Annotated in this window: 24 protein-coding genes; 11 read left to right on the forward strand and 13 right to left on the reverse strand. The window is 36.8% G+C overall.

Annotation, left to right across the window (positions count from 1 at the left end; all coding sequences use genetic code 11):
* Positions 1 to 16 precede the first annotated feature (16 nt).
* The gene (locus tag AC25Y1_RS03230) at positions 17 to 541 is read left to right on the forward strand and encodes a type 1 glutamine amidotransferase domain-containing protein (RefSeq protein WP_488146508.1); all 525 of its coding nucleotides are present in this window, start codon (positions 17 to 19) and stop codon (positions 539 to 541) included.
* Positions 542 to 680: 139 nt separating this feature from the next.
* Complete coding sequence (locus tag AC25Y1_RS03235) at positions 681 to 1,544, forward strand: S1C family serine protease (protein WP_488146509.1); 864 nt, start codon at positions 681 to 683, stop codon at positions 1,542 to 1,544.
* Between the two features lie 56 nt (positions 1,545 to 1,600).
* On the opposite strand, the gene AC25Y1_RS03240 is transcribed toward AC25Y1_RS03235, so the two are convergent.
* From AC25Y1_RS03240 to AC25Y1_RS03265, 6 genes are all read right to left on the reverse strand, one after another.
* A complete protein-coding gene (locus tag AC25Y1_RS03240) occupies positions 1,601 to 2,491 on the reverse strand; it encodes a phosphotransferase family protein (RefSeq protein WP_488146510.1) in 891 nt (296 codons plus the stop codon).
* A 5-nt stretch (positions 2,492 to 2,496) separates the two neighbouring features.
* Positions 2,497 to 2,724 (reverse strand): hypothetical protein, encoded by a 228-nt coding sequence (locus tag AC25Y1_RS03245; RefSeq protein WP_488146511.1) that lies wholly within the window; start codon positions 2,722 to 2,724, stop codon positions 2,497 to 2,499.
* Between the two features lie 134 nt (positions 2,725 to 2,858).
* The gene (locus AC25Y1_RS03250) at positions 2,859 to 3,653 is read right to left on the reverse strand and encodes a YwqG family protein (RefSeq protein WP_488146512.1); all 795 of its coding nucleotides are present in this window, start codon (positions 3,651 to 3,653) and stop codon (positions 2,859 to 2,861) included.
* A gap of 33 nt (positions 3,654 to 3,686) precedes the next feature.
* Entirely contained in the window at positions 3,687 to 4,865 is a 1,179-nt protein-coding gene (locus AC25Y1_RS03255; protein ID WP_488146513.1) for a hypothetical protein, read from the reverse strand.
* A gap of 384 nt (positions 4,866 to 5,249) precedes the next feature.
* The gene (locus AC25Y1_RS03260; protein ID WP_488146514.1) at positions 5,250 to 5,627 is read right to left on the reverse strand and encodes a VOC family protein; all 378 of its coding nucleotides are present in this window, start codon (positions 5,625 to 5,627) and stop codon (positions 5,250 to 5,252) included.
* Between the two features lie 283 nt (positions 5,628 to 5,910).
* Complete coding sequence (locus tag AC25Y1_RS03265) at positions 5,911 to 6,033, reverse strand: hypothetical protein (protein ID WP_488146515.1); 123 nt, start codon at positions 6,031 to 6,033, stop codon at positions 5,911 to 5,913.
* Positions 6,034 to 6,271: 238 nt separating this feature from the next.
* Between AC25Y1_RS03265 and AC25Y1_RS03270 the strand changes: the two genes are divergently transcribed.
* Entirely contained in the window at positions 6,272 to 6,568 is a 297-nt protein-coding gene (locus AC25Y1_RS03270; protein WP_488146516.1) for a DUF3817 domain-containing protein, read from the forward strand.
* A gap of 109 nt (positions 6,569 to 6,677) precedes the next feature.
* Here AC25Y1_RS03270 and AC25Y1_RS03275 read toward each other — a convergent pair whose 3' ends face one another.
* The 3 genes from AC25Y1_RS03275 to AC25Y1_RS03285 form a co-directional block, all read right to left on the reverse strand.
* On the reverse strand, positions 6,678 to 6,875 hold the full coding sequence (locus AC25Y1_RS03275; RefSeq protein ID WP_488146517.1) for a hypothetical protein: 198 nt from the start codon (positions 6,873 to 6,875) through the stop codon (positions 6,678 to 6,680).
* Between the two features lie 114 nt (positions 6,876 to 6,989).
* The gene (locus tag AC25Y1_RS03280) at positions 6,990 to 8,009 is read right to left on the reverse strand and encodes an LLM class flavin-dependent oxidoreductase (RefSeq protein WP_488146518.1); all 1,020 of its coding nucleotides are present in this window, start codon (positions 8,007 to 8,009) and stop codon (positions 6,990 to 6,992) included.
* Positions 8,010 to 8,111: 102 nt separating this feature from the next.
* The gene (locus AC25Y1_RS03285) at positions 8,112 to 8,345 is read right to left on the reverse strand and encodes a hypothetical protein (protein WP_488146519.1); all 234 of its coding nucleotides are present in this window, start codon (positions 8,343 to 8,345) and stop codon (positions 8,112 to 8,114) included.
* A gap of 138 nt (positions 8,346 to 8,483) precedes the next feature.
* On the opposite strand from AC25Y1_RS03285, the gene AC25Y1_RS03290 reads away from it, so the two are divergent.
* Both AC25Y1_RS03290 and AC25Y1_RS03295 read left to right on the forward strand, forming a co-directional pair.
* Complete coding sequence (locus tag AC25Y1_RS03290) at positions 8,484 to 8,621, forward strand: YfhE family protein (RefSeq protein WP_488146805.1); 138 nt, start codon at positions 8,484 to 8,486, stop codon at positions 8,619 to 8,621.
* An 85-nt stretch (positions 8,622 to 8,706) separates the two neighbouring features.
* The gene (locus AC25Y1_RS03295) at positions 8,707 to 9,510 is read left to right on the forward strand and encodes a VLRF1 family aeRF1-type release factor (RefSeq protein WP_488146520.1); all 804 of its coding nucleotides are present in this window, start codon (positions 8,707 to 8,709) and stop codon (positions 9,508 to 9,510) included.
* Between the two features lie 54 nt (positions 9,511 to 9,564).
* Here AC25Y1_RS03295 and AC25Y1_RS03300 read toward each other — a convergent pair whose 3' ends face one another.
* Both AC25Y1_RS03300 and AC25Y1_RS03305 read right to left on the reverse strand, forming a co-directional pair.
* A complete protein-coding gene (locus AC25Y1_RS03300) occupies positions 9,565 to 10,083 on the reverse strand; it encodes a YcxB family protein (RefSeq protein ID WP_488146521.1) in 519 nt (172 codons plus the stop codon).
* 62 nt (positions 10,084 to 10,145) lie between these two features.
* The gene (locus AC25Y1_RS03305) at positions 10,146 to 10,292 is read right to left on the reverse strand and encodes a hypothetical protein (RefSeq protein WP_488146522.1); all 147 of its coding nucleotides are present in this window, start codon (positions 10,290 to 10,292) and stop codon (positions 10,146 to 10,148) included.
* 150 nt (positions 10,293 to 10,442) lie between these two features.
* On the opposite strand from AC25Y1_RS03305, the gene AC25Y1_RS03310 reads away from it, so the two are divergent.
* A complete protein-coding gene (locus AC25Y1_RS03310; RefSeq protein WP_488146523.1) occupies positions 10,443 to 10,727 on the forward strand; it encodes a phospholipase in 285 nt (94 codons plus the stop codon).
* 67 nt (positions 10,728 to 10,794) lie between these two features.
* Here the strand turns inward: AC25Y1_RS03310 and AC25Y1_RS03315 are convergent, their stop codons facing one another.
* Complete coding sequence (locus AC25Y1_RS03315; RefSeq protein WP_488146524.1) at positions 10,795 to 11,679, reverse strand: restriction endonuclease; 885 nt, start codon at positions 11,677 to 11,679, stop codon at positions 10,795 to 10,797.
* A 252-nt stretch (positions 11,680 to 11,931) separates the two neighbouring features.
* Between AC25Y1_RS03315 and AC25Y1_RS03320 the strand changes: the two genes are divergently transcribed.
* The 5 genes from AC25Y1_RS03320 to AC25Y1_RS03340 all read left to right on the forward strand — a co-directional run bounded on the left by AC25Y1_RS03320 (position 11,932) and on the right by AC25Y1_RS03340 (position 16,825).
* Positions 11,932 to 12,198 carry a hypothetical protein gene (locus tag AC25Y1_RS03320; protein WP_488146525.1) on the forward strand — a complete coding sequence of 89 codons (267 nt, stop codon included), beginning with the start codon at positions 11,932 to 11,934 and terminating at the stop codon, positions 12,196 to 12,198.
* Between the two features lie 139 nt (positions 12,199 to 12,337).
* Positions 12,338 to 13,072, forward strand: a complete 735-nt coding sequence (locus tag AC25Y1_RS03325; RefSeq protein WP_488146526.1) for a GTP pyrophosphokinase — start codon at positions 12,338 to 12,340, stop codon at positions 13,070 to 13,072.
* A gap of 16 nt (positions 13,073 to 13,088) precedes the next feature.
* Positions 13,089 to 13,403, forward strand: a complete 315-nt coding sequence (locus tag AC25Y1_RS03330) for a hypothetical protein (RefSeq protein ID WP_488146527.1) — start codon at positions 13,089 to 13,091, stop codon at positions 13,401 to 13,403.
* 546 nt (positions 13,404 to 13,949) lie between these two features.
* Complete coding sequence (locus tag AC25Y1_RS03335; RefSeq protein ID WP_488146528.1) at positions 13,950 to 14,072, forward strand: hypothetical protein; 123 nt, start codon at positions 13,950 to 13,952, stop codon at positions 14,070 to 14,072.
* A gap of 251 nt (positions 14,073 to 14,323) precedes the next feature.
* Complete coding sequence (locus AC25Y1_RS03340; RefSeq protein ID WP_488146529.1) at positions 14,324 to 16,825, forward strand: FtsX-like permease family protein; 2,502 nt, start codon at positions 14,324 to 14,326, stop codon at positions 16,823 to 16,825.
* Positions 16,826 to 16,896: 71 nt separating this feature from the next.
* Here the strand turns inward: AC25Y1_RS03340 and AC25Y1_RS03345 are convergent, their stop codons facing one another.
* Entirely contained in the window at positions 16,897 to 19,020 is a 2,124-nt protein-coding gene (locus AC25Y1_RS03345) for an ATP-dependent Clp protease ATP-binding subunit (RefSeq protein ID WP_488146530.1), read from the reverse strand.
* Positions 19,021 to 19,105: the final 85 nt, after the last annotated feature.

The raw sequence follows: 19,105 nt of genomic DNA on the forward strand, positions 1-19,105 counted from the left end.
AAAGGAGGGAATTTGAATGAGACTAAAAGATAAGAAAGTTATCGCGTTGGTCGAAGAGGAGTTTGAGGATTTAGAACTTTGGTATCCAATTTATCGTCTCCGTGAAGAAGGTGCGGTCGTTCATCTGGTCGGACTAGAAAAAGGAAAAACTTATATTGGAAAGTATGGTGTACCAGCTGTATCCGACTATAAGTTTTCCGATATTCGTGCAGAAGATTATGACGCAATTCTTGTACCAGGCGGATGGGCACCTGATAAATTAAGAAGATATGATGAGGTACTGGAGTTTGTCCGTCATATGGACGCTGCAAAAAAACCAATTGGTCAAATTTGTCATGCTGGTTGGGTACTCATCTCTGCTGATATTTTAAAAGGTGTAAATGTAACAAGTACACCTGGAATTAAACACGATATGATGAATGCGGGAGGAAACTGGACTGATGAGGCTGTCGTAGTAGATGGCCATATTGTATCAAGTCAACGTCCGCCTGATCTACCTCCTTATGTAAAAGCATTTGCTGATTTACTAGCTGAAAAATAAATAATTAGACTGATAAACCAGGTTCCGCTTGAGCAGAACCTGGTTTATTTTTGTGTATATATGAATGATAAATCCCTCCTCCCACTTGTTTGTGTATAATTGAATATAGTATAAAGTGTTTTCTAGTGGGGGTGAACGCATGGACTCAAATGATCGGCAAGAAAAAACAGTTGACGATGAGATTCCTGAAAAAAGCATAAATCAAATCGAGGAAACAAGCAATCAAGATATTGACGGTGAAATAAGTGATGAAGAGCTCCAGGTGCTTGTATTAGAAGCGCAACGGGAGGCACTTGCCAAAGCATCTCTAGAGAAATCCATTTCTAAACCGAAGCATTCATTTCCAAAGTGGATTTTCTGGTTAATGTCAATCACGATGCTTATTAGTACATTTTCGGTTGTATTTGAAATCTATTCGATACCAGCAATTGATTTTTTAAGAACATCTATGAAGTTATCGCAACAAGAGGATATTGCGAGTTATAAAGAAGCAGTCGTTGTGGTTGTTACAGAAGATGGTAAAGGAACCGGATTTAGCATCTCGAGTGATGGAATGATCCTTACAAATTATCACGTCATCGAAGGAAATACTGCGGTTACCGTTGTTTTTCCAGATAAAGGACGCTTTACGGCCAATATTGTAAATACATATCCGTCTGTTGATCTTGCAGTTTTAGAGATAGATGCTGAAAACTTACCCTTTTTGACACTCGCAGACGAAACAACTTTTACTGATCATGAACCAATTTACTTTATTGGGAATCCATTAAGTTTCAAAGGAATTGCAAACGAAGGAACAATCATAGATTATACCCAACTAAGGGATTGGGATGCGCCCGTCATTATGATGGAAGCACCAGTTTATCGCGGCAATAGCGGGAGCCCTGTACTAAACCTAAGCGGTGAAGTGATAGGTGTTGTCTTTGCGACTATGAAAAGTGATGAGCATGGTAAAGTGGGACTGTTTGTCCCAATTGATGAGTATTATAATGCTATTGAATGAGCCCGTATGACTTCATGCGCCGAGAACTCTTGCTATCAGGCGCATGGAATTGGGGTTCAGTCTTCCTCTAGATACCACTTGGGAATAAGTAAATTGAAATCATCAAATTGATTTAACGTAAATTCAGTATAAGTTTTAAACCTTTTTTGCTGGTCTAGGGCTATTTCATTAGCCCAAACTTCCGCAGACATAATATGGATTGCTGCGTATAATCTGTGTAACTCCCAAAAAGATGTCGGAATGGATGTGTTATTATGGTATCCATCAAATACACCGCTGGAATAAACACTACTTATGGGTACGTTAAAGTACTCCATCTTTTTGAACTCATTCATAGGGTCCGCATATCTAACTTTTTCCATATCGATCAAACCGGTAAATTGCTTTTCATGAATCAAAATGTTTCCTGGATGAAAGTCATGATGCTGGATACAACTTGGGCGCCCGACAATTAAATGCAGATGATTCATAACAAAACGAGCAACCTTTTCATACCGCTTATTGCCAGTAGCAATGTCTTCAAATCGTGGTAATAATCTCTCCACTCCAGAAATAAATTGTTGATCCCAAGATGGGTGAGTAGCAGGGGCTGAAATCTGATGCATCTTGTATAATGATTGCCCAACTTGCTGACCGATTCGGTATTGAACATCCTTACATAGTTTCGGTAGCACCACTCGCCCATTTTCCCCTTCGATGTAATCCAAAATCATATAAGGCTTGTCTCCGTGGGCACCCACTTCATGCACAAAAGGAATACGCGGATCATTTTCATGAGCTGCGTTCGTCAAATTTGCCTGCATTTTTAAGTGCTCTAAATTACCATTTGGAGAAATCCGTACTAAATATTTATGATCCACAGACCATTTCTCATCAGTTGAGAATCCTTCATCTATAAATTTAAATGATGAATGATCTTCCAAGAATGGAATAGAACGAATATCCATCGATGTCACCCCCGCTTCATGCGTGATTTATCTTTCAGGTTTAGTATCATTTCATAACCTAATGAGACAACGAATCCTGAAAGTAAGATTGTTAAACTAGATAAAATGTCAATTCCTTTTAAGCTATTGACAAGAGCATCTATCAAGAGCAAAATAGCAAATGTGAAAAAACCAAGCGATTGCGCCTTTTTAAAGTTTGCCACTTCATTTTCAGTCATTTTTTTAAAGAACAATGTCAACTACCCCCTCTTCACTTTGGACAAAAAAATAAGTTCAGTAATACTCATACGCTACTAAACATTAATAGTTGCATAAAATAGGTAATTCTTTTAATTCTTGTCAAAGGAAGAGTCTATATAATATTTATTTAATAACATTGAAGCGTAAATTTCGTATTCGAAAACGCTTTGTTTTCCAAATCGTTTTTATCAATACAAAAATAAATCATTCCAGAATCTCCCCACATTACATTTAAATCATCATCGCTATCCATTTGAAATAGCAAAGCCAATTCATTACTTTTTAATTTAATTTTTTCTTCTGTTTCCATTTGATTTTCGTAGTACAAAATTTCTTCAAACACATTGTTCTGAATGTTGAATGGTTCACCAAACATATAATGCCTCGGCTGTCGACTTTCCCTAAACTCAAAGTAATGATCCAATTCATCTTCAGTCAAATCTAATCCGTTGAGCTCCTCCGGAAAGGTTATTATGTCCGTAAAAGTTATTTGATAGGTTGGTAAAGGTAAATAGACTTCTGTAATTTCGGGATAAGGAGTACGCGATAACTCCCGTAATTCACCATCAAAATAATAAACTTGAAAACTTTCCTTGTCTTCTTTATCCATCCCCCACGGTTGATTGACGATGTCATAAAAGAAATACAAAATTCCAGTTTCGGGGAGATGATTTTCTTTGTCGGAAGATTTTGCTTCTGATAAATTAATTTGCGCTAAAAAAGATAGATAACCATTCTCGTATTTTGGAAACGACAAATGTATCGGTAAATCAGGCATACCACCAAATTTAGAACTGCCAATTTGTATGTCCACTTCATCTGCTTGTTCTTTTGTAATTCCAATTGACGAAGCAGCGATTTTTAGTAGCGAATCTTTTTTATGAAGTAAATTAAACTGTTCCAGAGTAGCGTCAATATTCATAAAAAAATCATCCCTTCTCATCTTAGTTAACGATCAAAACTCTTCCATAAATGATGTATCGATGATCCATGGTTTTCCAGTTGTTGCATCAATCGCCCGCATATGTCCAACCGTTTCTGGAAATGAAGACAAATAGTTCAACTTATAGATTACCTGTTCCTCCTCAAATTCTTTAGACCAAGTGAGTTCCATTTCTAGAGCGTTACTATAAATTTCAATCGCATCCTCAAGTGAAATTGTACATACGTTTGTAATCTTCGATAGGTCTACTAATACTTCTGAATCAGTATTCACTTCGGTAATTACAAAAGTTTTTGGATCAACTACTATTCTGATGGTCGCATTCCCCACCTGAATCCCACGCTCAAATCGTTGAAACGTAAAGTAAAAAGAAGACAAATCTTCATCTTCTAAGTCTTGATGTTCTCCTTTGAGTATACGGAAGTTTTCTGTGGCATTTTCATATTGGCTTTGCAAAAATAGAATTGATTGTTTACATGCAGTTAAACAATCTTTATCAAGAAATTTTTCAACCGCCGATAAATCAATATACGCTGCCTTTTCTACGTCGAACATTTCAATCGTGTGTATTTCACCGTCAGTACCGATATCCATCACAAAATCCTCAACCGCATAAACTAAATGGTACTCGTCATCTGATCCAATATAATCCGAGTCGAACTGGCCAATCATAGGCCTTAAGATCAGTTCATTCAGATATTGCTGTTTCGCTTCTACTGGTGTTATTGTAATGACTGGTTCCTGGATGACATAGGATTCATTTGTAAAAGTCGCCCCGGATATCAATCCATTCTTCTCAACTTGAATGGATACACCCGAATTTGGTAGCTCCAATCGCATAAAAGGATCTTTTTGAATGAATTCAACCCACCAATAACTGTCTAGATCTATTGCCGACGATAAATGTAGCAAGTCAGCGGCATCTATTAAAAATTCATTGATCAGATTACGGGAAAGTTCCAAAACGCTCTCTTTTTCAACCAAATTTGGTTGATTAAAATAATCCGTATCAACCGAAAAAGATTCTAAGTTATTTTCTTCATTAATGACGATGTATAACAATGTATTTCCTTTTAATTTATCGCTAACTTCATAACTATTACCATCGGTTTCGGTTTGTTCTATGTTCAAATGATTTCGATTCACTTGAGGTAAAAATAATAAAATTCGTTCTACCAGACTGTCTATCATGATTTGCGCTCCTCTTCCTATATCAAAATAATACACTTTTTAATTATAACGACAAAGAACGATAAATGACAGAACCTTTAAGGAACATAAAAAAAGAGCCCCGGTAATAGGACAGCTCTGAAAAAGTATGGTTAGTATAGTTTTGTATCAGTGAACATAATTTAATGCCCTGTCGCTCGCGTTCCTACGGTCGAGCTCTGAGCAATTTACGGGGAGATTGCTATTATATAGTTCTAAAATAGCTACTGCTACTCAGAGTACGTACTATAAATATTCATCCCAGTATACTTCTAATCGCTTCATCTGGAGAACCGGTAAATCCGCTGAGTTAAAGAGATTATTTTTTAAGTTCCTTCCCCTGTAAACTCCCCCCATATATTCCCATCATTTTGAAGTTATTCGAATAAAATAACCATCCGGGTCCGCTATTTTAAATCCTCTCATTCCCCACGGATATGTTTCAACTTCGTCAATGATTGGGTGTCCTGATTTAATACAACGGCTCCGAACATCTGCTAAATCATCCACGACAATAATCATCTCAAACCCGTTTCCACGCACATCACTTTTCGCTTCTGTATTGAAATAATGATCCGGTTTCAACAAATGATTTTCTGTTATTAACAACGAAAAACAATCATAGTTGAAACGCCCGCTTCTTTCATTTCTGCCAAATAGTTCAAGCCCTACAATTTGCTCATAAAAACCTAATGATTTCTCAATATCATCCACATACAACTCAACTCTAAATAATGTTTGCATCGAAATCTCCTTTCATAATATCAGTATCTATATCATGAAAATTCTACCAATAGTTTGTTAGATTGTACAATTTATTCTTATTTGCATGAAGATCGTGTTTTGACACCGACAATCCAATAATTTCTCGAACAAAGGTCATTTGATTTCTTTCAAACGACTGGGTATAATTAATGGAGAATTGCATATTCTATAAGGAAACCGAGTGCATGCAACACTCGGCTAGCAACTGTGATACCGCAAGAGTCGGTTGGTCCGGTTGTAGTCATAGATTGACCGTCACACCTTAACTGGGGGGACGGTCATTTCTTTTTGCAAAGAAAATCACCAACGTAATTACAACTGCAAAAAATGCTATGAATATGGATGCAAGATGAAAAAGTAAATTCATCGTTTCGTAAATTGACATCGGTATCACCTCCATATGAAGGAAGTGACCAACCGCCGCCTTGCTAATACAGTGCTTTAAAAACATTCTACCACAATAGGAACATTCGTTCTATAGTGCAAAAATAACTAGACTATTGAACCATTCTTTCCCAGCTCTCACTAGTTAAGTTGCACAGTTATAACCTTCATTCCTGTACACAATAGTCCTTCTCCTCTATAGTAGATAATGGAGAATTAGATATGGCAGAGGTGATTTTATGTTTAAAAGTGCATTAGGACGTTTTCGTTTTATGGGAATACTGGAAGGTAGTTCACTAGTGGCTCTATTGTTTATCGCAATGCCATTGAAATACTGGTTTGATATGCCAGCAGCGGTAACAATTATCGGGACTATTCACGGCTATATATTTCTAGCGTATCTTATTGCGATTGTGTATGCGATGATCGCAATAAAATGGCCATTTAGATTTACGGTTGGTGCTGTGCTATCCGCATTTATACCCTTCGGTAATTTCATTTTAGATAGCCGTCTTAAAAGTTTAGAAACTAATTAAGAACCTATCGTAACTTTATAAAAGCAAAGCCCTAAAGAAGGGGCTTTGCTTTTTAAAATCTAACGAAAGTAGTCGGGCATCATGCTTAATGTAATTCAAAAAGCACACGTCATTTATACGTTTTCTCGGATTCCCTTTTTTGACGTTGATTTGGTGTCATTGGCTCGTGCTTTGGATTCAAGTTTCCGAGTTCCGCAAGTTCCATTGAAATTTCCTCTTTCATTTTACTCGGTTTAATCTTCTGGTTTTTCGGCGTTTGTGGCAAAGAAGCGGAATTTCTGCTAGCTCCTTTAAATTCATTTCCCATTCTACATCCTCCTAGTTTCGTTTTCGTTCTCCATTAATATGGCTACATCACTAAATAAAATTCATCGCAATAAAAAAACCACGATCTGTATAAGATTCGTGGTTTTGGCTATATTTAATCCATCAACTCAGCGACAATTTCATAAGAATGCAAACGATCTTCTTGATTGAAAATTGTAGAGCTAATGATCAGTTCACTCGCTTTTGTTTCATTGATGAAACTTTCCAGTTTTCTTTTTACTGTTTCTGGACTTCCTATAATTGTTGAACGAGGATCGAGTGTTTTCTCTAAAGATGCACGTTCATATGGCGACCAAATTTCATCAATGTTGTCGATAGGCGGTTGTAACTGTGTCGAAACGCCTTTTGTAATATTTAGAAATTGCATTTGAAGTGAAGTTGCTAGCCATTCAGCTTTTTCGTCTGTCTCCGCTGCGATAACGTTAATCCCTAGCATCGTATACGGTTCTTGAAGATTTTTTGATGGCTTGAAATTTTGATGATAGAGCTGTAAAGCTGGTAGCGTATAGGCTGGTGCAAAATGACTGGCAAAGGAAAAAGGTAACCCTTCTCGTGCAGCAAGCTGTGCGCTAAAACCACTTGAACCTAGTAGCCAGATCGGAATGTTTGCACCTTCACCAGGAAAAGCACGAACCCGAGCGCCTTCATTTACTTTGAAATACGCTTGGAGTTCATCCAACTGTTCTGGGAAATCTTCTCCACTACTATGCAATGTGCGGCGTAGCGCATAGGCAGTTGCTTGGTCAGAACCAGGTGCACGCCCAAGACCCAAGTCGATTCGACCCGGATAGATTGCTTCAAGAGTCCCAAATTGTTCTGCAATCACCAATGGTGCATGATTTGGAAGCATAATACCACCTGCACCAATGCGCATTCTATTAGTTGCGCCTGCAATATGACCAATCAGGACTGATGTTGCGGAACTTCCGATGCCTGGCATATTGTGATGTTCTGCGAGCCAGTAACGATTGAATCCCCAATTTTCAACATGCTGAGCAAGCTCTACACTATTTTTAAAAGTCTCCCCTGCGTGTCCACCTTCTAGAATAGGTGCAGTGTCCAAAACAGAAAGGGGAATATTATTAAATCTTTTTATATTATCAGATGACGACAAGTTTCATCACTCCTCATTTCATTCTCAATAAGAAATGATACTATACAAGAAAATAAACTCTATCAAATCGACTCCAAAAGCCACAATTAGATTTCATTGATTTCATTTAATACTAGTTAACTTCCTGATACCATCATTTCTGTCTCTTTTTTCTACTTCTGTAGCTAAATCATATTTTTTCAGTAAATGAAATAACTTATTTAAAGTATCTTGATTTGGTCTTTTCTCCAACAATTGGCTACTTTCAACAAATATGTCCTCTGGAATAAATGATTTTTGATCGGATAACTTCTTGACTACGTCTTCCAAAGTATGATCCAAATTGCATGTACTCATAACATATCCCCTTTTCACAAGATATTTTAGACTGCGTCTTCTTACTACATCATACCATTATTAATGAAATTCATGAGTAATATCCTCGGATATGGAAAAGCTATTAAAGAGGTGAATTTATAGATGAGTGAGAAAAGAATGCCACACGAAAGAATGACCGACAAGAATAACGGGTTAAGTTCCACACAAGAGGTACTGTATCAAAGAGAATTTAAAAAGGCCGATAATGCCGCGAATAATGAAAAGAAATCACAAAATCACAACCCAAAAAGTTAACCCGATATGCTGCGAATTTCCGGTAGAACATTGGAATTTCGCAGCATAATTTTTAAATGCGAACCGCATCTTAAGGAGGAAAACTATGTCATTAAGCAAAGAGCTCGAATCTTTAAAAGCGTTTCACTGCGAGAACGACCGTTGTGTATTAAGCATATATTTAAACACCTATCCTGGTGACCCGCAACAATTGAACGGCGGATGGAGAATTCATTTGAAAAATGGTTTGAAACGAATTGGCGAGTATATAACTGCTTCTGAAGCTGAAAAAGAACTCAAGGCATTTAATAAACTCAAGAAAAAAGTTACAGAAGAAGTCGAAGGAAATAAAAATAACTTAAGCAAAAGTGTCGTAATATTTGCAGCCATTGAACCTGAATTGTGGTCAGTTCACTATGTCCAAGTACCAGTTAAGACCAGTCTCCACTGGGAAGACCGCCCAATGACTGAAGAAATGGAGTATATGTACAAAGCCTATCCTGAATCAGGGATTGTTTTACCCAGCTTCGGTGAGGTTCGGATTTTGGATACAGCAATGGGAGCTGTTAAAGATGAACTTATTTACGAATTCGACTCAAATGTGGAGGGTTGGAGAATTCGAAAAATAGAATCTGCAAATCATGATCAAGGAAATGGCATGAAAAGCACTTCTAATCCTGCTATGGAAGCTCGACCAAGAACGGATATAAAAGGATTCTATAAAGGAATGGACAAAGTTATCGAGAAGTTAAAGAAAGAACGGGGTTGGCGTGAAATCCATGTGTCGGGTGAAACTGACCTAGCTAATGCTTTTGCCGGATCATTACGAGAGAAACCGGCAAGTTGTATTCATAAAAACTTAAATAAAAGTAAAGCAAATGACGTGATTCATCAGGTCTTTGAAAAATAACAGATAGCAAAAAACAAGCAAACCAGTACAGAAATCTGCTGGTTGCTTGTTTTTTCATTCAGTTTCTATTAAGTTAGCTTGAATATAATCCCTGGTTTTCTCGACACTGTTCAGTCCTCTTTTCGGAACGATATATGCAGTTGTTTTACTACTGTATATGTATAAGTAATCATCATTTTCTTTTAGATTGATAATGTCAACCCAATCTCTATTGGTCTTCCCGCTAGATGTAGAATCCACTATACCTTTTTCTGAAAAAGTCATGACATGATCACCCAATAAACCGTTATTTCCTGCTTCTTGTAACATGTTTTTCGCATAACGTCTTACAAAATTATAAAAATACTTCGGATATAAAACAAGCCAAAGTGTACTCAAAACCACGAAAATAATAAGTGGCCACAGGATAGGTTGTTTAAATATCCAAGTATATAAAAAGGCTATAATCAGAAATAACATTGGAAAAATCAATAATTGTGTTCTTAGGGATTTACGAGTTGCTTCTGAATGTTTGGCATGATATAAACTGAAACTTAAATAGTCTTCTTCGGTCAAGTTGTATTTAATCTTCACTAAAAGCCCTCCTTATTAATTTGCTCACTAAATTATCTTAACATATTTCGTAAAGAATTCCTTTAAATTCTTCTAAAAGCACGACGTTCAGCATATTCCGAACAGGCTAAACAATACTTTACAGTGGTTCCGTTTGGCAGTTGATACGATTGAGATGCTTTTGTTTTGCGCTTGCACATTGCACATTTCGTCTTTAGAAATCCAAACATGTTGAAAAACCTCCTTGATTTCTCTGGTATCTTATTAACGCAGTATTATACCATCAGTGACTTAGAATAATAATAACCTTCAATAATAGGTGTCAGCTTATACAAGATTTTATATCTCTGAATATCTTAGTATAAGAGGAGGTTTTCGTTATGACAAGGAGAGGAAAAAGCCCTTTTCACTTTTGCGTTTTCCCTGGATATAATTGGTGTGGGCCAGGTTGTAATGGACCTGGTGCACCCATAAACGATGTGGTTGCGGCTTGTAAAGCCCATGACATTTGTTACCAAAGAGGTGGAAATAGATGTGCATGTGATCAAGAGTTTCTCAATCGACTAAGACCCTATATATCTTCAAATAGTCAACAAGGAAGACATGCCCGCCTACTCTATCATTATATGAAATTACAAACCGGCTTTAATTGCAAGAGATGGTGACTTGCTAAAGTAAAATAGAGATGCAGATGGTCTTTTTCGAGACATTCAGCACCTCTATTTCACTTGATTATCCTTGAATAATCTTTAATAATTCCTCACCAAAATCTTCAATTTTTTTCTTTCCTATTCCCCTTACCTTACGCAATTCTTCGATAGTGGTTGGTCTATTTTCCACAAGTTCAAGCAATGTTTCATTTGTGAATATATGATAGGCTTTCATGCCTAATTGTCGTGACTTCTTTAGACGATATTCTTTTAAAATTGTCTCTAATTTAGTTGTTGGAACATTTATTGAACCTACTTCCACGGTTGTAGCAATCTTGGGCTCGACATTTAAGTTAAGTTGCTTATCCCTCATTAATTGGTCCCCAGTCGCTACAGCGCGCTCAGACTCATTAAACTTCCCGCCAATACTCATCTGAATTAATTGATCTCGGTCAATCATTCGGACATGATTACTTATGGCTAGTTTCGTAGCAGCTTTTGTATAGTAACTATTTGAAACAACCCAAGCTGCATTTGCCTTGTACATTTTCACTGCTGGAATGACTTCTTGAACTGCTGTGATCCCAACGGAACTTTTATAACGTTTAGCCTGAACAACGACTACTTCCCGTTCTTTTTTTAAAATTAAGTCTGCACCAAAGTCACCTGTTGCAGGCGTATATGTTACACGATAGCCTTGTTTTTCGAAGAGTGTACCAATGTATTCCTCAAATTGTCTACCCGTCATCTGATCAATCTCATCAATACCAGACTGTTGCATTCGTTTCCTAAATTGATTTGCTTTCCAAATACTAAATGCAAAAATAATTACAAATGCGATACCGACTGAGATCCCAGCACCTATTAATGTTACTGATTGGTACCATCCGAACAAACCTGCTACAAGCACGAAAAATATAATTATCGAATCTAATTCTTTTTGTTCTTTCTTTGTGCGATTACGCAATGAGCATTCCCCCTTAGCATAGACCAGCTCTACTTTGATATTAAGGCACTAATAGTTAGTATTACTTTACCACAATTATAGGCCTTTTTACACTAAATGATAGAATTTTACGATTTTTATCAATGATAGATAGGGATGTCAATTAGGCGAGTTACTGTAATTTTACTTTCGGAAAAACTCCATGAATAAGTCTCTGCTTTTTGAACAACCTACAGCATCATCTGTAATTGTATTGGAGAGGAGGAAACTTGTATGTGGAAAAAAACTTTGCCGTTAGTTACGTTGTCGGCAATTTTGCTTGTTGGTTGTAATAATAATGGTGACGTTCCGAACAATAACGAAACACCTATGCCAGATGTTCGTGAAGATGAAAATCAAGGGCAAAACAATAATGATGGTAATATGACCGGCGATGAAAACAACCCCAACCACGATGGAAGTAATGTAAATGAGAACGATGAAAACCCTCAAGTTGAAATCATTGAAGACCTAAATCGTAAAAACAACGTTCAAGAATAAAATAATCTAAAGAAAATAAATTCCACCTGAAACATATGGTGGAATTTATTCTTTCCGGCCTATTGTCTCTAGTGACAAAAGTTTATATTAATTGGCTATCATGTTAATATGAAGGTAATAGAGACATGGAGGAGTTAGCATGACACTTACTAAAGATTTAAATTATACACAACTTAATACAATGAAAAAAGAAATTACTCGCTTTATGCTTGCCTATAAATTCGCATTAGATGAAATCAGTACGAAACTAAATATACTAGAACAAGAATTTAAATTGATTCATGATTATAATCCAATTGAGCATATTAGTACTCGCTTAAAAACGCCTGAAAGCATCATTAATAAAGCGCAACGGAAAAACATTAAATTATCCTTACCATCAATTAAGGAAAACTTACAAGACATTGCCGGCGTACGTATTAACTGCTCTTTTAACTCCGATATTTACATACTCAGTGAAATGATACAAAAGCAGCAGGACATTGAAGTGATTGAATGCAAAGACTATATTAAAAATCCAAAACCAAATGGTTACAGAAGTCTTCACTTAATCCTAAAAATTCCTGTTTTCATGTCTGACCGTGTTGAAAATGTCTTCGTCGAAGTACAAATCAGAACCATTGCGATGGATTTTTGGGCAAGTTTAGAACATAAAATCTTTTATAAATACAACAAAACGGTTCCTGCAAAAATCATAGAGGAACTAACGGATGCGGCGGAATCTGCAAATGACTTAGATCGAAAAATGGAGAATCTTCATAAAGAAATTCTAAAACTAAAACAAAACGATGATTCCACTCATCTTTCGGAAGATATAAATGAGTTCAATATTCCACTTAACTTTTTAGAATTACTCGAGAGAAATAATAATTAATATAGGGTGAAAGACAATGATTTATGCAAGTGGTGTAGTGACCTTTTTATCTAGCAAGAAAAAATTCACTCGCAAAAAAAACAAAAGTAGAACAATTGCGTTAGAAGTTATAGAAGAAATACATTCAGTAGATAATTCCCCAAGCAAGACAATTTGCAAGTACGTTGCTCTTCTTCCAAGAAGCTATGAATGTAGGTATTTGGAAGACTATACTGGAAAAGTTAAACCATTTTTGCAGAAATTAATCGACACGCCTATTGTAAGCGTCCAGGTTTCCCATCTGAACTATGCGAGTGACCATGCAAAAGCATCTATTAGTAAAATGAAGTGAATTCCTTAGTGGATACAACTGGTTCACTGAACTCTCGCAATAGCCATCTTCAATTTGTATGATATAGATAGTAAATGAATAAACTAAAAAAGACCGGTGATCTATGAAATCGACAATCTTCATAATAGTAGGTCCCTTCAAGGGATCGGCTATTTAAGGAAATGAAACCCCATTTGAGCTGCTAACTCAAGGATGGGTTATTTTTTGTGTGAACTGGTAATTGACATCCCACTTTTCATGGAGGTGTGATCCATCTACCCTTAATATTCTAACATTCTATTGAATTAATATTCGAACCGAGCAATATAAAATATCGCCTCTATGCAAACAATCATCAAAGTTAAATTTAACTTAATAGCTCCTATTTATTGACTACTACTGAAAAGTCTTCAATAGTTTTCCCTGTTTAGGACATTTATTCATGATAGCAAATCAAAAAGTAATTATCGAAATTTCTGAAAACACATTGAATTTAAATAACTGCCTGTTATAATTTTATGTAGGGCCAACTATCTTTTCAAATTCTACTAATGGAGGCGAAATAGATTGAGGAAAATTATGAACTTAATATTTGCGGGAATGTTCCTTGCAACATTAATTTTTATGAACCCTACATCAACGTCAGCACACCATGGCACGGATAAGGAATATGTTGACAGTATGAAATAAAAAAATCTCATTATCATGTAGACGGTGTTAGATATGATTTCATAACCACAAAAAGAACTCTCGTTGGAATCTGTATTATCTAAAAAGGTAACTAATATACGAGCAGAAATACTGGCCCCCTTCCTGTTTTAAAACTATTCAATCTTATATATAAATAGATGGATTAACGCTATTATAAGGGGGGTAACAGATTCGTGTTGTATTATTTAAAAACTACCTTTAGAGAAAGATGGCAGCTATTTATAGTTGTTTTGATTATTTTAAGTTCGATTGGACTTGGGTATATGGGGGCTCAATCGGTTACAGAAAGAATTACTATCCAAGCAAAGACTGATTTGGATAAAAACTGGCGATATCCTTACGATATATTAGTATTACCTAACCAATCAGGTATTTCAGTAGACTTAGATGATGATTTAGTTCCTCCACAATCCACAATTGCTAACTATGGTGGGATTTCCAAAGATGATTTAAAATTAATTCGAAATATTGATGGTGTAGAAATTGCTGCTCCTTTATCTTTAATAGGCTATATACAAGCAGAAAACTTTTTTGCTTCTTATGCAGATGCAGAAGTAGAAAACTTCTATGAAACTAGAGAAATTATTACAACAAACGACGGACTTTCTGACTACACACTAAGTGACAATTCCTACCTTTCGGATTACAACTATGGTTCCGACCCATCAAGTGATTCTATATATCCTCTTTTGTCAAAAAAACTTAAACAAGAACGTGATGGACGTATAGATACTTTACCTCCCTACTCTTCTTTTAGAGGGAGTAATGAGTTACTTCTTGTCGCCATCGATCCTATTGAAGAAAATCGTCTCTTCACATTTACGGATAGTTTAGTCTCGGGGGATTATTTCAATTCTGCCCCCGTCAAAAAAATGGATACCCATAACGGCAGAATCATACCGATTGTTGCCCTTGCCAATCAGCAAGCCGTTATGAACGAAACTGTCATTATTTCTAAAATTGAACTTCCGGAAAATACAAATAAAACAGAGCACGCTAATGGCATTGAAAGATACTTGAAGACACTTCCCAAAACAGAGGTTGTTAATGTTACAATTCCCACATCATCGGAGGAATGGAAATATAAGCAGGTTCATGTAGTTACGTTAACAGGTGCGGATAAGTTTACTGAAACGCCCCATTTTGGATCATTTACAGCTGGTGCGTTTCTATTTCGATACTCTCCGATTCATTTTCATATTTCACAAAATGAAACTGGCAACATTCCCGTAGTAAAGCCAGAAGTCTTTGAAAAATCCAATTCCTTACAACCAGAGAGAAGTTCTTCGATTCCACGATATCGGACTATTGTGGAAGATAAGGCCACCTACGAATTTGGCTATAATGTTATCGGTTTGTATGATTCCACCAAAGTTCTACCGGTCCTTGAGACGAATTGGAAAAATGGTGATTCGGTTGACATTTACACACCCCCAAACAGCCGAATCCTTAAGGATGGTGCGGGAAATCCGGTGAGCGATAAATATCTACTCCCATTGCCATACAAAGATTCCTATTACACCGGCGCTCCCGATGCGATTACGACAATGGGTGCAGCAGACAAGTTTTACAAAAATGACCCCATTACGTCAATCCGGGTGGTCGTAAAAGATGTCACAGAACGAACGGGTGTAAGTCAACGAATAATTGAAGATATCGCCAAGCGGATCATCGATGAGACAGGACATCACGTTGAGATAATGCTTGGTTCTGCGGCGACAAAAGTACATGTTGAGCTAGGTAATAATGAGGCGGGAGAGCCAGGAGTTTTAGAAGAAGGATGGCAAAAATCCGGCGTTAGTTGGTCAATTGAAGAACAAATCGAAAAGTCAAACGTCGTACTCTTCATCTATTTACTATTCATTAGTTTCGTATTCTGTTATACAGTTATTACACATAGTTTGCTTCGACGGTCCAAAGAATTTGCAATGCTTCGAGCGATTGGCTGGTCCAGAAGAAAAATCGTCGGATCACTTATTGTTGAAATTATTGTATTAAGCCTCTTGGCATTGATTCCAATACTCATTGCGAATATAAAACTAAACATTTTGGGCTGGTATCAAATCGTTTATGTTTTTCTTATCATCCTACCAGTTATCGGAATTGGCTATTTCACGGGAAGTCGTAAAGCACTTAAGCTTTCGCCTCGTGCTGGGCTTGAAGGAGAAGGAACGCAGTGGAAGTTCATGCGTCTGTTTTCGATTAAAGGGCTGAATACATATGTTATTCATCAGCTTATGCGGCGCCCATTACGATTCGGGTTATTGGCGATTGTGCTCGCTTTAACCTCATTCATGGTGATTTTGTTCATCGCAACACAGAAAAGCCTATCAGAATTCCTGCTTCTCAGTTTTTTAGGAGAAACAATTGACTTGAATTTAAAAGGGTTCCAAACAGCGTTTTTAGTGGTCGGAATTTCACTTACAATATCAATTGTATTCTTATTGCTTTATTTGAACATTACAGAACGAAAAGGTGAATTTTTCACTTTACGTGCAATCGGTTGGTCGTTACAACGGATCCAACTCTATATGGGAATCGAAGTTCTTTTTATTGCTATTATCGGTTCTTCTATTGGAGGAATAGGCGCGTATTTGTTACTGACCTACTACTCGACCATTTGGTTACCGATATGGTTAATTGTCGTCATTATCTTAACACCACCGATTTTACTGCTTATTTTTTCTGTGATTATTGTACAATCATTGAAAATCAAAAGAGTCGTCATTTAACAAAATACTTTTTGAAAGACTCGACGACAAAAAACCACTGAAAAATTATTCAGTGGTTTTGTCGTTTTTCATTATACTATTGTAACAACAATTTCTTCTTCGATAACTTCAACATGGACTTTTCCGATGTTATCTTCTTCCAAAATAAGATCTGTTAACGGATCTTCGATTTTGTCTTGGATTACTCGACGTAGTGGTCGAGCACCAAAGCGTTTGTCATAGCCCAACTTCACCAAAGCTTGTTTTGCTTCATCTGAAATTGTAATGTCAATTTCATTTTCTTCGATTGTTGCTTGTAAGTCTACTAGCATCAAGTCAACGATTTCGAGTAGGTTTTCTTCAGTCAATTCATTGAATGACACAATCGCATCGAACCGGTTGAGAAACTCAGGTTTGAAATAATTACCTAATGTTTCGAGTGTAGTTACAGATTCATGTTCTGTTTGGTTAAATCCGACACTCACTTTTTTCTCGCCTGTTCCGGCATTACTTGTCATAATGATAACCGAATCTTTAAAGCTGACGGTGCGGCCGTGTGAGTCTGTTAAACGACCGTCTTCCATTATTTGCAGGAACATATTTTGAACGTCTGGATGCGCTTTTTCAATTTCGTCAAGAAGTAAAATTGAATACGGGTTACGACGAATTTGTTCTGTTAATTGACCAGCCTCTTCATGACCTACATAACCTGGAGGAGAACCGATAATTTTAGATACCGCATGTTTCTCCATATATTCACTCATGTCTAGACGAATTAATGTGTCGCGTGAACCAAATAGCTCTTCTGCCAGGACTTTTGTAATTTCCGTTTTACCAACTCCAGTAGGACCTACAAATAAGAATGATCCGATTGGACGGTCTTTAGATTTAAGTCCCGCTCGGCTACGACGGATTGCTTTTGCAATTTTATCGACCGCTTCTTCTTGACCAACGACTTGTTTGCTAAGGTTTTCCGCAATACCTTTCATTTTTGCCTGTTCTGCAGCCTGTAGTTTAGTCACAGGAATCCCTGTTTTTTCTTCTACGATCAATTCAATATCTGATACGGAAACTTCTACATTTCCTGCTTCCTTATTTTGTTTCGCTTCATCTAATTGTTTTCGTAATTGAATTTCTTCATAACGTAAATTTGCAGCTTTCTCATAGTCTTCTGCTTCAGCTGCTTGTTCTTTTTCTTCAATCACTTCATTTAAACGCACATGGATTGAATCAGAATCAGCAACGACATGGATAAGATTTAATCGTGACCCCACTTCATCCATCAAATCAATTGCTTTGTCCGGTAAGAATCGGTCTTGTATATAGCGCTGTGATAAAGTAACAAAGGCCTGCACCGCTTCATCCGTATAAACCACTTCATGGAAATCTTCATAACGATTTTTAATCCCGTTTAGGATTTTAATTGTATCTTCTGCAGAAGGTTCTTTGACGATAATTGGTTGGAATCTGCGTTCAAGAGCTGCATCTTTTTCAATTTGGCGATATTCTTTTAATGTCGTCGCGCCGATGAGTTGCAGTCCCCCACGTGCTAATGCAGGTTTTAAAATATTGCCCGCATCCATTTGTGAGCCTTCCGTCTGACCAGCACCCACTAGTAAGTGAATTTCATCGATGAATAAAATAACATCTTTTCTTGTTTGAAGTTCTTCGATTAACTGCTTCATCCGTTCTTCAAACTGCCCACGAATACCAGTATTTGTGACAAGTGAAGCAACATCTAACAAGTACACTTCTTTGTTCAAAAGTTTTACAGGTACATCGCCTTCATTAATCTTCACCGCAAGTCCTTCGGCAATCGCTGTTTTACCAACTCCAGGTTCCCCGATTAACACTGGATTATTTTTGTTTCTTCTATTTAATGTTTCGATTACACGCTTCACTTCTTGATCGCGACCGATAACCGGGTCGATTAAACCTTCTCTTGCTTCGTTTGAGATGTTTTTACCAAGTTGATCTAAAAGGCCATCATCTTGCTGTTTATCGTTTTGTTTCGTTTGTGTACGAGCTTGCCCACTGCCGTTCGCTTGAAAGAACTGATTCCCTTCGCTACCGAATGATGGCATTTTGCCACTATTTATTTGATTTTGGATCTCAGCAAAACATGTATGACACATGTTCACTTGCATATTTTGCTGATTGAGACTAAATCTTAAATTCATCGTTGCTGCATTCTTACCACAATGTTGACATTTCATAGATGTTTCCTCCTCTTTCTTACTATTAATTTATCAAACCTGACTTTGACTATCTTTGACTATATTTATATTATATACTGACCTA

The organism is Sporosarcina sp. Y1009, assembly GCF_057669865.1.